This is a genomic window from Actinomyces sp. HMSC065F12, from assembly GCF_001814535.1.
Classification (GTDB): domain Bacteria; phylum Actinomycetota; class Actinomycetes; order Actinomycetales; family Actinomycetaceae; genus Pauljensenia; species Pauljensenia radingae_A.
In genome coordinates this window covers 15861-27644 of record NZ_KV816971.1, presented here as the reverse complement: position 1 = coordinate 27644, position 11784 = coordinate 15861, and the positions used below count along the sequence as shown (strand labels likewise).

The 11784-nt window shown below is 59.5% G+C and carries 14 protein-coding genes; 6 read left to right on the top strand and 8 right to left on the bottom strand.

Translation table 11 applies throughout. From position 1 onward, the window contains the following. Nucleotides 1-121: 121 nt before the first annotated feature. Together HMPREF2975_RS05165 and rsmI are read left to right on the top strand one after the other, a co-directional pair. On the top strand, nt 122-334 hold the full coding sequence (locus HMPREF2975_RS05165) for an Rv0909 family putative TA system antitoxin (protein ID WP_058236220.1): 213 nt from the start codon (nt 122-124) through the stop codon (nt 332-334). 43 nt (nt 335-377) lie between these two features. Then, the gene (gene rsmI, locus HMPREF2975_RS05160; protein WP_058236219.1) at nt 378-1223 is read left to right on the top strand and encodes a 16S rRNA (cytidine(1402)-2'-O)-methyltransferase; all 846 of its coding nucleotides are present in this window, start codon (nt 378-380) and stop codon (nt 1221-1223) included. A gap of 20 nt (nt 1224-1243) precedes the next feature. Here rsmI and HMPREF2975_RS05155 read toward each other — a convergent pair whose 3' ends face one another. Then, complete coding sequence (locus HMPREF2975_RS05155; RefSeq protein WP_058236218.1) at nt 1244-1822, bottom strand: isochorismatase family protein; 579 nt, start codon at nt 1820-1822, stop codon at nt 1244-1246. A 134-nt stretch (nt 1823-1956) separates the two neighbouring features. Between HMPREF2975_RS05155 and HMPREF2975_RS05150 the strand changes: the two genes are divergently transcribed. Next, a complete protein-coding gene (locus HMPREF2975_RS05150; RefSeq protein ID WP_058236217.1) occupies nt 1957-2892 on the top strand; it encodes an aldo/keto reductase in 936 nt (311 codons plus the stop codon). Between the two features lie 57 nt (nt 2893-2949). Then, nucleotides 2950-4755, top strand: coding sequence for a methionine--tRNA ligase (gene metG, locus HMPREF2975_RS05145; RefSeq protein ID WP_058236216.1), 1806 nt, complete (start codon nt 2950-2952; stop codon nt 4753-4755). A gap of 13 nt (nt 4756-4768) precedes the next feature. Here the strand turns inward: metG and HMPREF2975_RS05140 are convergent, their stop codons facing one another. Together HMPREF2975_RS05140 and HMPREF2975_RS05135 are read right to left on the bottom strand one after the other, a co-directional pair. Then, nucleotides 4769-5071, bottom strand: a complete 303-nt coding sequence (locus HMPREF2975_RS05140; protein WP_141757297.1) for a hypothetical protein — start codon at nt 5069-5071, stop codon at nt 4769-4771. Nucleotides 5072-5081: 10 nt separating this feature from the next. Then, nucleotides 5082-6461, bottom strand: coding sequence for a PspC domain-containing protein (locus HMPREF2975_RS05135; RefSeq protein WP_070726235.1), 1380 nt, complete (start codon nt 6459-6461; stop codon nt 5082-5084). 114 nt (nt 6462-6575) lie between these two features. Between HMPREF2975_RS05135 and HMPREF2975_RS05130 the strand changes: the two genes are divergently transcribed. Beyond that, nucleotides 6576-7871, top strand: a complete 1296-nt coding sequence (locus HMPREF2975_RS05130; RefSeq protein WP_083314428.1) for an ATP-binding protein — start codon at nt 6576-6578, stop codon at nt 7869-7871. 13 nt (nt 7872-7884) lie between these two features. Continuing rightward, nucleotides 7885-8535, top strand: coding sequence for a LuxR C-terminal-related transcriptional regulator (locus HMPREF2975_RS05125; RefSeq protein ID WP_058236212.1), 651 nt, complete (start codon nt 7885-7887; stop codon nt 8533-8535). A 7-nt stretch (nt 8536-8542) separates the two neighbouring features. Here HMPREF2975_RS05125 and HMPREF2975_RS05120 read toward each other — a convergent pair whose 3' ends face one another. From HMPREF2975_RS05120 to HMPREF2975_RS05100, 5 genes are read right to left on the bottom strand one after another with little or no spacing between them, the layout of a single operon-like run. Continuing rightward, nucleotides 8543-9331 (bottom strand): hypothetical protein, encoded by a 789-nt coding sequence (locus HMPREF2975_RS05120; RefSeq protein WP_058236211.1) that lies wholly within the window; start codon nt 9329-9331, stop codon nt 8543-8545. A 4-nt stretch (nt 9332-9335) separates the two neighbouring features. Continuing rightward, nucleotides 9336-9875: a hypothetical protein gene (locus tag HMPREF2975_RS05115; RefSeq protein WP_070726231.1), complete on the bottom strand. Its 540-nt coding sequence runs from the start codon at nt 9873-9875 to the stop codon at nt 9336-9338. Continuing rightward, nucleotides 9872-10282, bottom strand: a complete 411-nt coding sequence (locus HMPREF2975_RS05110; protein ID WP_070726229.1) for a hypothetical protein — start codon at nt 10280-10282, stop codon at nt 9872-9874. The genes HMPREF2975_RS05115 and HMPREF2975_RS05110 overlap by 4 nt, the downstream gene beginning before the upstream one ends. A 42-nt stretch (nt 10283-10324) precedes the next feature. Further along, nucleotides 10325-11455: a hypothetical protein gene (locus HMPREF2975_RS05105; RefSeq protein ID WP_070726226.1), complete on the bottom strand. Its 1131-nt coding sequence runs from the start codon at nt 11453-11455 to the stop codon at nt 10325-10327. A 15-nt stretch (nt 11456-11470) separates the two neighbouring features. Beyond that, nucleotides 11471-11752 (bottom strand): hypothetical protein, encoded by a 282-nt coding sequence (locus HMPREF2975_RS05100; protein ID WP_070726223.1) that lies wholly within the window; start codon nt 11750-11752, stop codon nt 11471-11473. Between the last annotated feature and the right edge of the window lie 32 nt (nt 11753-11784).

Below are 11784 nucleotides of genomic sequence, written 5' to 3'. Positions count from 1 at the left end.
AGCGGGGCTGACCGACCGGATACCCAGTCAACCAGCATTTCATGTTTCACATCACATACGCCGCGGCGAATAGCTATTATGAGATCGGCATTAAGGCCACCGACAACGAATGGAGACAGACATGAACTTTGACGATCTGAAGAACAAGGCGACCGACGCGGTGCAGAACTCCGGCAAGGCAGACGATGTGCTGAACAACGTGTCGGAATCAGCCAAGAACGCCACCGACCACAAGTACGACGATAAGATCGACTCAGCGCGCGACGCGATCTCCAGCAAGATCGGTCACAAAGACGAAGCTGGCGCCGAGGATCCCCAGGCAGAAGCCAAGTAAGAACTTCATGTCATAATTCGAGCTGGTAGGGCAGAATGGTCTCGTGAATGAGAACCAGTCCCTACCAGCTTCGTGCATTATTGTGGCCGCAACACCGATCGGCGATGTCAACGACGCGTCGCCTCGGCTGTGCGCAGCCCTCCAGCAGGCAGATGTCGTTGCCGCCGAAGACACGCGCCGAGTCCGTGCATTGGCCTCGCGCCTCGGTGTCCACATTGCAGGATCCATCCTCGCCCTCCACGACCACAACGAGGGCGAGCGCGCGGGCGCACTCATCAGCCAGGCAAAATCAGGTGCACGCATCCTCGTCGTCTCCGATGCCGGCATGCCGACAGTCTCCGATCCGGGCTATCGCATCGTTCACGGAGCTATTGACGAGGGAGTACGCGTCACCGCCCTGCCAGGCCCTTCCGCTCCAGTAACGGCCCTCGCTGTGTCGGGTCTGCCATCAGACCGCTTCGCCTTTGAAGGATTCCTGCCACGCAAACAGGGAGAAGCTGAGCGCACACTCAAGGAACTGGCACGCGACCCGCATACTCTGATTTTCTTCGAATCACCGCGCCGGGTTCATGCCACGCTGTCGTTGATGTCTGAGCACTTCGGTGGCGCCAGGCGCGCGGTCGTGTGCCGAGAGCTGACCAAAGTGCACGAAGAAATCATGCGCGGAACCCTGGCGGAACTGGTCGACGCTACGCAGGGCGACGTGCTCGGTGAGATCACCATTGTCGTTCAAGGCGCCACTCAGAGCGTGAACGCACGGGACCATGTGCAGGCCGTCCTTGCCCTTGTTGACGAAGGTATGCGCCTGAAAGACGCTGCCGCTCAGGTCGCGCAAGCAACGGGTGCGCGCCGCAATGACCTGTACCGGGAAGCGCTGAAAGCTCGGTAGGAGGCTGTGCGGCGGCGCGGCTAGAACGTCGCAGCAGTGGATGCGAGCTGCTGCACGCCCTCCTCGTTCATGCGTTCACGAGCCTTGACACCAAGCTCTTCGCTCACCGGCGCCGTCAAATCTGAAAACACGCGAACCGTGAACTGCTCACGAACCGCATCGATTGCCGTATCGCACACGCAATGAGACTCAGCCAGTCCCACCACATCCACGTCAGTGATCCCCGCGTGGTGAAGTGCGTCGGCCAGGGTGGTGCCATCGTCTGCGACACCCTCGAACCCTGAATAAGCAGCCTCGTACTGGCCCTTCTTGACGGCAATGTCGACGGGAACATCACTGAGTGCCTGGTGGACTTCCGCATTCGGTGTGCCGGCAACACCGTGAGGCGGCCATGAGTCGACGAAATCCGGCTCGTCGGAAAAATGTGCACCTGGGTCAATGTGCCAGTCCTGGGTGGTCGCAATGAGGTCGTACGTATCCGGGTGGCTGCTCACAAAAACGGCGATACGCTGCGCAACCGCGTTGCCGCCCTCGACTCCGAGTTCACCGCCTTCGCAGAATGTCGGTTGGACATCGACGATGATGAGCGCGCGGGACACGGTTCCTCCTCATGATTCGGTGCATATGCACACCTTTGTGGGTTGGTCTTAACTGTAGATGTACGGCAGCGAAAGTGCGAACCGACAGGCGCGAAGCGCGTGCGAATATGTCTCCTCTTGCTTAGGCTGAAGATATGAAACTTGGTGACAGGCATTGGGATATTTCAGGTGTCGCGTTGGGCGGCAACACCTTCGGGTGGACTGCCGATGAGGCGATGACTGCCGACATTTTGGACGCGTACGCCGATCTGGGCGGAACGCTCGTCGACACCGCCGACGTCTACTCTGCATGGGTGGATGGTCACGAGGGAGGCGAATCCGAACTGGCCATGAAGCCGTGGCTTGCACGCCCCGGCAACCGCGACCGCCTGCTGATTGCCACCAAAGTTGGATCCAAGGACTCCCGCAAGGGATTGCGACCGGAGAACATTCACGCTGCCGTGGAAGAATCGTGCGAACGCCTGGGCATTGGCACGATCGACCTGTACTACGCACACTTCGACGAACCCGACGTTCCCATTGATGAGGTCGCCAGCGCGTTTCATGACCTGGTTGAACAAGGCACCATCCGTGAAATCGGAATGTCCAACCTGGAGCCGGATCGCCTGCGCGCATGGTGCAACGCCGCGCGCGAACATGGCTACCACATGCCGATCGCCCTGCAGCCGCACTTCAATGTCGTACACCGAGCCGAATTTGAATCAGAGCGCCTTGACATTGCGCGCGAATGGAACCTGGGTGTCTTCCCTTATTTCTCGCTGGCTTCCGGTTTCCTGACCGGTAAGTATCACCGCGGCGACAAGCTGGAAGGCGACCGAGCCGGAATGGTGGCTCCGTACGTGTCCGCTCAGGCGTTCGACGTGGTTGACGCGGTGACGCGCATTGCCCGCGATAAGGATGTGGCACCGGCTGCTGTCGCCCTCGCCTGGCTGATCGCGCAGCCCACCATTGCTGCACCGCTCGCCTCGGCACGTAACCTCGGGCAGCTCGAAGGCATCATGCAGGCCAGCTCCGTGGAGTTGAGCCAGGAGGAGATTGACGAACTGACGCGCCTGTCGGATGGGCTTTAGGTCACGACCGGCCCCGGCCCGTTCCTCACAGGCGGAAAATCAGTCTAGGCTAAGGGTATGAGTCGTATTCTGTCTGCCGTCGCGTGGCCCTACGCTAACGGGCCGCGCCACATTGGTCATGTTGCTGGTTTCGGTGTTCCCTCTGACGTGTTCTCCCGCTATATGCGAATGGCGGGGCACGACGTCCTGATGGTGTCGGGAACAGACGAGCACGGCACACCGATCCTGGTGGCGGCTGACCAGGAACACGTCACCGCCCGCGAACTTGCCGACCGCAATAACCGCCTGATTGTCGAAGACCTGCAGGCACTGGGCCTGTCCTACGACCTGTTTACGCGCACCACCACCGGTAATCACTACAACGTTGTGCGCGCCATGTTCGAGGTTGTCCGAGACAACGGCTACATGCTGGTGGAAACCACGCGAGGCGCAATCTCTCCCTCGACGGGACGCACCTTGCCGGACCGTTACATCGAGGGCACGTGCCCACTGTGTGGGGCCGAGGGAGCGCGCGGCGATCAGTGCGACAACTGCGGCAACCAGCTTGACCCGACAGATCTGATCAACCCGCATTCACGCATTAACGGTGAGACACCCGAGTTCGTCTCCACGGACCACTACTTCCTCGACTTGCCCTCCCTGGCCGCTGCGTTGTCGAAGTGGCTGGATGAGCGTGAGGAGTCCGGCACGTGGCGTCCGAACGTCATCAAGTTCTCTCAGAACTTCCTCAAGGAAATCCGGCCGCGTGCCATGACTCGCGACATTGACTGGGGAATCCCGGTTCCAGGGTGGGAAGACCAGCCCTCCAAGCGCCTGTACGTCTGGTTTGACGCGGTCGTCGGCTACCTGTCCGCATCGATCGAGTGGGCGCGCCGAAGCGGCGATCCTGACGCGTGGCGCAAATGGTGGAACGACCCGGAGGCGCTGTCCTACTACTTCATGGGCAAGGACAACATTGTCTTCCACTCGCAGATCTGGCCGGCTGAACTGCTCGGATACAACGGTGAAGGTGCGAAGGGTGGCGAGCCGGGTGACCTCGGGCATTTGAACCTGCCCACAGAAGTGGTCTCGTCTGAGTTCCTCACCATGGAAGGCAAGAAGTTTGCCTCCTCACGCGGCATTGTCATCTACGTGCGAGACATGCTCAGCCGCTACCAGCCTGACGCGCTGCGTTATTTCATCAGCGCGGCCGGCCCGGAAACATCCGACGCGGACTTCACGTGGACGGAGTTCGTGCGCCGAACCAATTCGGAGCTGGTGGCAGGGTGGGGCAACCTGGTCAACCGCACCGCATCGATGATCCACAAGCGCTTTGGTGAAATCCCGCAGCCCGGAGAACTCACCGACGATGACCGCGCATTGCTGGACGCAGTTGAAGCCGGCTTTGATGAGGTCGGCTCGCTCATCCGCACGCATCATCAGAAAGCCGCGCTGGGCCAGGCAATGCACCTGGTCGGCCTGGCGAACAAGTACGTGACTGATCAAGCGCCGTTCAAGTTGAAGGCCGAGGAGGAGCGCCCTCGTCTGGCAACAATCTTGTGGACACTGGCGCAGGTGGTGAGCGACCTGAACATTATGCTCAGCCCGTTCCTGCCGCACTCAGCCAACGACGTGGACACCGTGATGGGCGGCGAGGGCACCATCGCCCCCATGCCGCGCATCGATGAGGTTGAAGATCTGGACGTGACGAACGAGGATGGCTCACCGCGACGCTACCCGATTCTGACCGGCGACTACACGCATGTTCCTGAGTGGAAGCGCCATGATATTGAGGTTGGCCGTCCGATCGCCAAACCCGCGCCCGTCTTCCGTAAGCTTGACGACGCCATTGTCGACGAGGAGCTGGAGCGGGCTCAGGCCTGACAGTGCCGCGTAGCTAGCGGCCCTCTTTACGTGCCGTGACTACTGCCGCGACGATCAGTCCCAGGCCCAGCAGGATCAGTGATCCGATGAGCAGGATTGACATGTTGACCGTGGAATGAATTCCCACGATGAACACGAGGACTCCTGCCATGATGATAATTGCCGCCCAGATGAGCTGCCCAACGTTGACGGATGGAGGTGGCGGGGGCGGCAACGCGGGTGCCGCAGGATTTTCGCCTTGCTCGGCAGAGCGCCAGTCCGCGCTGTCGGGCAGCGCCTCAGTGTCGGTCTTCTCTGGTGTTGATTCGTCGCTCATTGCTGCATCCTTATCCATTGCTGCGTGAAGATGATTGAGCAGTGTCTCCTGACTGTGCGCCGCTTTGAGACAGGTCGCCGCTCTGGATCGTGTCACCGGAGATATCTGCAGGCGCAGACTCGATGATGGTGACGCTGCCGTACACATTGGTGATTTCCAGGTTGATCCCGTGCTGAGGAGACCAAAAATCATTGCGGAATGCCAGTTCCTCTGACACGAACTGCACTTCCGGAATCCATGGGCTGGACACCCGGCCTCCTTGTGCATCCAGCCAGTAGTCCGAGCGGATCAGACCGACTGAGCTGTACAGATGAAACCCCACCGGCTGATTTTGACGCATCATGATCGTCACATCGCCACCAATATCGTCCAGACGGATCGTTTTGAGCACATCTGCCGGTGCCTGCGAAAGATCCAGAGTGAATGAACCGGTGTCCGATAACTGCGTCGCAGTCCAGTCGTATGTCACGGCCGTGTCTGCCTCTGCCATACCCGGTTCTTCGCTCTCCAGGGTCTGCAGGTATTGCTCCTGCTCGTATTCGGAGTAGCCCACAGCCAGCACAAGTGGAGAGCATACTGCCACAAGAACGGACAGGCAGATCAGCCATGGCGCGCGACGCCCTCGAAAAGCCGTGAACGCAAGGACTATGCCGAGCCCCACGAGAACGCTCGCTGTCAGAACCACGAACACGCGTACCGCATCCACGCCGCCCAGACCTTCCTGAACGACCAACGCGCACGCTGCTGCAAGAGCAAGAACAATGAGGCCGGTAATGGCCAGGTTCGCCGGCATCGGCACAGAGGGCGAGGCCGGTCGCTGCGCAGGTGGCACCGTCCACGGATTGTTCGGCGTGCCGGTGGCAGGAGATGGTGTTGGCGCACTCACAGGCCGAGGCGCGCTGGCGGGGACATAGCTGGATGGTGGCACATGTGGTAGCGCGCCTTTCTGATGGTTACGCGTGTACTGCACCGCACCGGCAATCGCCATAATGGTCAGGATGATCGCGCCAAGAATGACGAGTGGGTAGATCCACGGCACTGCAGCACTGGAAGCCAGTCCGACCAGAGTTGTCACCAGTGCGCCCGCAAACCCCACATCGAATGTGCCGAATCGGATCAGCTGTTCACAGTGAATACGGCCGTCGCGGTACTCAGGCAGGAAAGCCCACGCCAGTCCATAGGCAGGCAAGATGAAAACGGAACACAGCAATCCCAGAACAATCGCCATTGCTCGCACGAATGCCAGATTCCAGCCAGTGCGCGCAGACATGCCGGCGCATACGCCTCCGACCAGGCGATCCTCACCGCGAAACCAGCCTGACCGACGGATGGAATCGAAAAACGATGAGGACCCGGGATCGGTGAAGGGTGTGCCTGCTGAATAACTCATGAAAACTACTGTGGCAGACTGAGTCGTTCACATCCATCGGGGAGAGCCCTGATTCCCCCCTGAAAAGAAGCTGAGAATCACGGTCCGGAGCGGTTTTGATGCCAAGATAGAACAGTGACAGCAGCCAATCGTGAGCGCGACAACGGGTGGATTCCGCCTGCCCGCCATGACTCCTCACGTCCACCGCTGATCCGCGCCACACATTCCTCACAGGCCATGCCGCGTCCGATCCTGGCCGGCGTCTGCTCCGGCATCAGCGTCCATATCGGATTACATGTATGGATCGTCCGCGCGATCTGCCTGTTGTTGTGCACGGTGGGAATCGGCATTCTCCTGTACGTCTGGTTCGCCGTCACCATGCAGGTGGACCGCGGCAGGCGCACAAGCCGATCAGATGGCGCGCTCGCCACCCCTTTGACGCGATCGACCTTTTCAGCCCGATCCAAAGGCGTATCCGCCCAGCTGCTTGCCGCCGGACTGATCGCGATCGGCCTTGCCACTGTTCTGGCGATCCTCGTGGCACTCAACGTCGCCCAGGCCGTTGACATCCCTGCCATACTCGCCTCCATCGTCGGACTGGCACTGGTGTGGAGCCAGAGCGCCTCGCGCCGCAAGAAACTCAGCGCGCTGAACATCGTACTGATCGCCGCCGGCGTCGCATTCTTCCTGCTCGGCATTTTCGCCCTGTTCTTCGGCAGCACGTCACGTTTCCTGGTGACTCGCTCCCTGTTCGTCGGCGTGGTGCTGATCGGTGGACTGATCTTCGCGATTGCTCCGCTGTGGCTGAGAGCCTCAACGAACCTGTCAGCGACACGTGAACAGCAGGTGCGCGACGCCGAACGCGCAGATATTGCCGCTCACCTGCACGATTCAGTCCTGCAGACGCTGACACTGATACGCGCTCACGCCCAGGATCCGACCCGCGTTTCAGCATTGGCGCTGCGTCAGGAACGCGAACTGCGATCCTGGCTGTACACGGGTCACCACGAAGTGTCCGACTCCTTTGCCGCAGCTCTTCGCGAGTCCGTTGAGAACGTCGAATCCCGCTACGGCGTCCCGATCGAGGTCGTAAGCGTGGGAGATTGCGTGCCCACCGTTCAGGCCCTCGCCCTGGTTGCCGCCACCACCGAGGCCGCCACGAACGCTGTGCGTCATGGTCGCCCACCGGTCACCATCTACGCGGAAGTCGGCTCAATCAGCCTTGATGTCTACGTGAAAGATCAGGGCAAGGGCTTCGACGTGGACACAATCCCTGACGATCGCCACGGCATCCGACACTCCATTATCGGCAGAATCGACCGGGTCGGCGGCACGGTGACGATCCGTCGCCTGTCATCTGGTACCGAGATCCACATGAATGTCCCCATCGACGAGGGCGACCCTGCGCCCTCGGAGACCACTGAAAACTGAGAGGGAAGAACTGGTGAGTATTCGCATCGTCGTCATCGATGACCATCCTCTGGTGAGAGCAGGTGTGCGTTCCGAACTGGAAGAATCGGGCGCTGACCTGACCGTGGTGGGCCAGGCCGCTGATGTGGACGGCGCTGTTGCGGCCTGCCGTGATCTGCAGCCTGACGTGGCACTGCTGGATGTCCACTTGCCGGGCGGGCAGGGTGGTGGTGGCGCGGAAGTCGTGGCGCGTTGCGCAGATATCCCGCAGGTGCGCTTCCTGGCGCTGTCGGTGTCAGATTCGCCCGAGGATGTGGTGAGCGTGATCAGAGCAGGCGCTCGCGGATATGTCACAAAGTCGATTTCACCTGGCGACCTGCTGGAAGCCATTAAACGCGTTGCGAGCGGGGACGCGGCATTTTCGCCCCGCCTGGCAGGTTTCGTGCTTGACGCGTTCGGCACGCGTGAGGTGGCGGCCCACGAGGACGAACTGGATCTGCTTTCAGCGCGCGAGCAGGAAGTCATGCGCTTGATTGCGCGTGGCTACACGTACAAGGAAGTTGCAGCCGAGCTGTTTATCTCGGTGAAAACTGTCGAGACACACGTGTCAGCGGTGTTGCGCAAACTGCAGTTGTCGAACCGTAATGAACTGACCCGGTGGGCGGCTCAGCGTCACCTGATCTGACCAGTGGTTATGCGAAAAGCCACTGCGTGATGGTTGCCCACACGGGTGGGGCAGTGGTGGGGTCCACGAAAAGTGCGGGCTCCGACAGGCCAAGCTCGGCCTGTGCCTCCTCAGGCACGACGACAATGGCATACAGACACGAGGGGACACCCAGCGTGATGATCATGTCTGTTGTTTCCCATTGGCGCACTCCTGCGGCGCTGAGGTCCTCCCCGTTGTCGTTCATTGCGGCAAGTGCGTCAGTTGTCAGCAAGTTCAGAGTCCACTGGCCAGACTGGAGCTCGCGAGCCAGCGCACTGTCATCGCCTCCTGCCTGAGCAGCAGCTTGCAGCACCTGGTCGCACCGGGCGCCGTCTGCCGAGTACAGCCCTTCCAGCAGCTCCACACTCATCAGAATTGGCCCCTCGTGAACAGAGGGACGAGGCATAAGGTCGAGGAATTGTCCGAAAACGGATGGGACCTCTTCCGGGGGCAGAGCGTAGAGGTGAACGCCGTCGTTGCTGTGCTTGGCGATCGTTGTTGATCTGGAACTGATCCACGCTTCAACGACCTGGGCTGAATGGGGGCGAACGTCGAGAGCCTGGAATCGTGAGCGCACCGAGTATGCTGCGCTAAGTGCCTCCAGAGCTGTGGGGGTCGGGTCGCTCGAATCGTCAAGGATATGAGCGTCCACCAGTGAACGATGAACCGGATCTGACAGTGGCTCGCCATTGATGATGAAGGATGTCAGTTCATTCCATTCGTCTTCCGATATGACGAGGACGGGTCCTCCAGCAGTAGTCTGCACAGTTGCCATGAAACTATCCTTCGCGTGAGTGGTCGATTGTCGCGGCCGGCATCGCCTCAAGGCTTGCACCAACGTTTTCGAAAAGTTCGTAGTGTGCGCCGTAGTCGCGGGTCGCGCACGACAGTGTTGCCGTGTAACCGCGCGGCTGGTCTGGATCGAGCCACGTGAACTGACGTATCGTGATGGATTCGTCATCGAGGATGTAGCACCCCAGGCGCGCGAAACCCTTCCATTTCTGCGTGGCGACTTCAGACAGGTCCAGGAGCACGAACCCTGGGATTTCGTCGATCAATGCGTGCGTGGTGGTGTCTCGCCACTCCAGGTCGCCCAGGTCGGTGGGAACCGACGCGACGGTGACGACCAGGTTCGGTGCGTATACGCCATCGCGGCTGTTCTGCGTCTGCGCGGCGATGCAGTCGATTGCCGAGTCATTTCCCTGAGACTGTGAAGCCGCCGGGTTGTCGGGCTTCAATTGCGTCCACCCCTCTGGAAGGAGGGCACTGACGAAATGCCCGTGAACTGTTGTCGAGCTATCAGATGTCATGCCACTCATTGTGCATCGCTCCTTTGAACATCGGTACCGGACTCAGTGCTGTGATCCACGCGCGAGGCTTTCAGAGCGCGCTGTTTTTCGTGCCATTCGGGATACATCTGTTTGGGAAGATCGAAGTTAAAGAAACTGAGAATGACGCCAATCATGGGAATAAAAATCAATGCCAGCATGAGTGCGGATAGCGGTTTGGAAAGTTGACTATCTGGCAGATTGCCTGTGAGTGCCAGAACTATAGAACCAGCGAAGAAGAAAAGAGCGATCGAAGGCTCGCCAAGGGCTATTGAGTTCTTAGAACCAAGCCACTGCGCCTGCTTGCGGAAAAAACGCCCTAGCCATGTGTCAGTGAACATAGCTAAAGCCCACATCACAGCCATCAGGATCCCAAAAATACATCCCAAGGCAATCAAGCCAGGATCCTCCTTTCAAATAGCCCGTCGTCACTCATGAGTTCAGTGGAATAGTTTGGAGACCAGTGACAGTGCACTGTCTCCCACCGCATCCCCAAACTTCGATGCCGCAAATCCTCCGATTGCACCGCCGATGAGGCTGCCCGCGAGAATTCCAACGGGTCCACCGAACGCTGCTCCGAACATACCGCCGATCTTCGCGCCAGCCGTAGCTCCAGCCCAGCTGCTGACACCACTGACAGCGGCGCGCGTACCGGCACGCGCGATACGCTCGCCTTCACCCATCTGAGGATTATGGGCATCGGCTTGATATTGCTCGTACCCCTTCAGTCCGGCACTGAGGACATTCATGCCCCTGCCGACCCACTTGGTGGCAGGATGCGAAAGAATTTTCGAGGCGCCCTTCGAAATCTTCGCAGCGGTACTTCCTGCCTGACCCGACTTTGCCATCCAGTTCTTCGCTTTGGTCATGGATGAAAGCCGCTCGAACGTGCCCATGCTCTTGGGGGAGACGAACTTGCCACCTGCCCCGCGTGGCGCGAAACGGAATTTTGAGTCCATCGGCAGCCACTGTGCGGCTTTACCAAGGTTCTTGGCGCGCGAGAAAGCCCAGGGTGCCAGAGCCAGCCCAAGACCTGGTGGGAAACGGCTCTTAATGAATTCTTCGAGCAAACTGAGCTGGTCTTCGCACGCACTATCCATTGTCTCGTGCGCTTCCTGCTCACTTTGACGCAGTTGGTAAGCAGTTTCACCCGCGGCGTTGTACGCCGTGACTTTCCTGTTGTACTCAGCAATTTCAGCGGGACTGGGGTCGCCAACGGGCGGAGTTGGTTCGTTGATCACGTCGCCCGTGACGATCAGACCATTGCCGGATGCTGTGCTTCGTGCTTGAGCAAAATCGTTGCGAATTCCTCTGATAGTGCCAGAAAACGTTGTCAGTGCTGTTGTGAATCTGCCCAGGGAATTTGCGCACTCGAGCAGAGAATCTATCGCTGTGCTGATCTTGTTGACAGACGCGTCATGTGTTTCGCCCTCCAGAGCATCACTGGTGGAGCGACGAACGTCCGAAAGGTTATCGACGTAGTTATCCAGCGAGTCTTTTGCTGCGCTCAGCGATGCGACAGATGAATCTATCTGCGACGGATCGGCTTCGACGCTGGTGTCAATTGCCATCTCAGTCTCATTCCCTTAGGGCTGCTGTGTATAGGTTGAGGAAAATTGGCCTTGGTGTGTGGTGTCAACCTGGGTGAACGTCTTGATCGCCGTGTCCATGCCGGACGCGAACGTCTCGACCTGCTTGCCTGCTGCGGCGATGCTTTCCTGTAATGCAGTTGTGAAGGATGAACAGGCAGCGGCCGAACGCCCCGTTCCCTGTGGTGCGTTAAGCGTGACGCTGCGGATACTTGCGGCGGTTGAATGTGCCTCGCTGGCAGCCTTATGCGCCTCAGCGGTGTCTACTACCAGACTCATACTTAGAGGCTACAGCGGGGTATTCGATCTTT

Coding starts and splice junctions, on each gene's coding strand:
- HMPREF2975_RS05140 (WP_141757297.1), bottom strand. CDS start 5,071: ATGAGCGACGAATCAACACCAGAGAAGACCGACACTGAGGCGCTGCCC.
- HMPREF2975_RS05150 (WP_058236217.1), top strand. CDS start 1,957: ATGAAACTTGGTGACAGGCATTGGGATATTTCAGGTGTCGCGTTGGGC.
- HMPREF2975_RS05100 (WP_070726223.1), bottom strand. CDS start 11,752: ATGAGTCTGGTAGTAGACACCGCTGAGGCGCATAAGGCTGCCAGCGAG.
- HMPREF2975_RS05120 (WP_058236211.1), bottom strand. CDS start 9,331: ATGGCAACTGTGCAGACTACTGCTGGAGGACCCGTCCTCGTCATATCG.
- metG (WP_058236216.1), top strand. CDS start 2,950: ATGAGTCGTATTCTGTCTGCCGTCGCGTGGCCCTACGCTAACGGGCCG.
- HMPREF2975_RS05135 (WP_070726235.1), bottom strand. CDS start 6,461: ATGAGTTATTCAGCAGGCACACCCTTCACCGATCCCGGGTCCTCATCG.
- HMPREF2975_RS05105 (WP_070726226.1), bottom strand. CDS start 11,455: ATGGCAATTGACACCAGCGTCGAAGCCGATCCGTCGCAGATAGATTCA.
- HMPREF2975_RS05165 (WP_058236220.1), top strand. CDS start 122: ATGAACTTTGACGATCTGAAGAACAAGGCGACCGACGCGGTGCAGAAC.
- HMPREF2975_RS05115 (WP_070726231.1), bottom strand. CDS start 9,875: ATGAGTGGCATGACATCTGATAGCTCGACAACAGTTCACGGGCATTTC.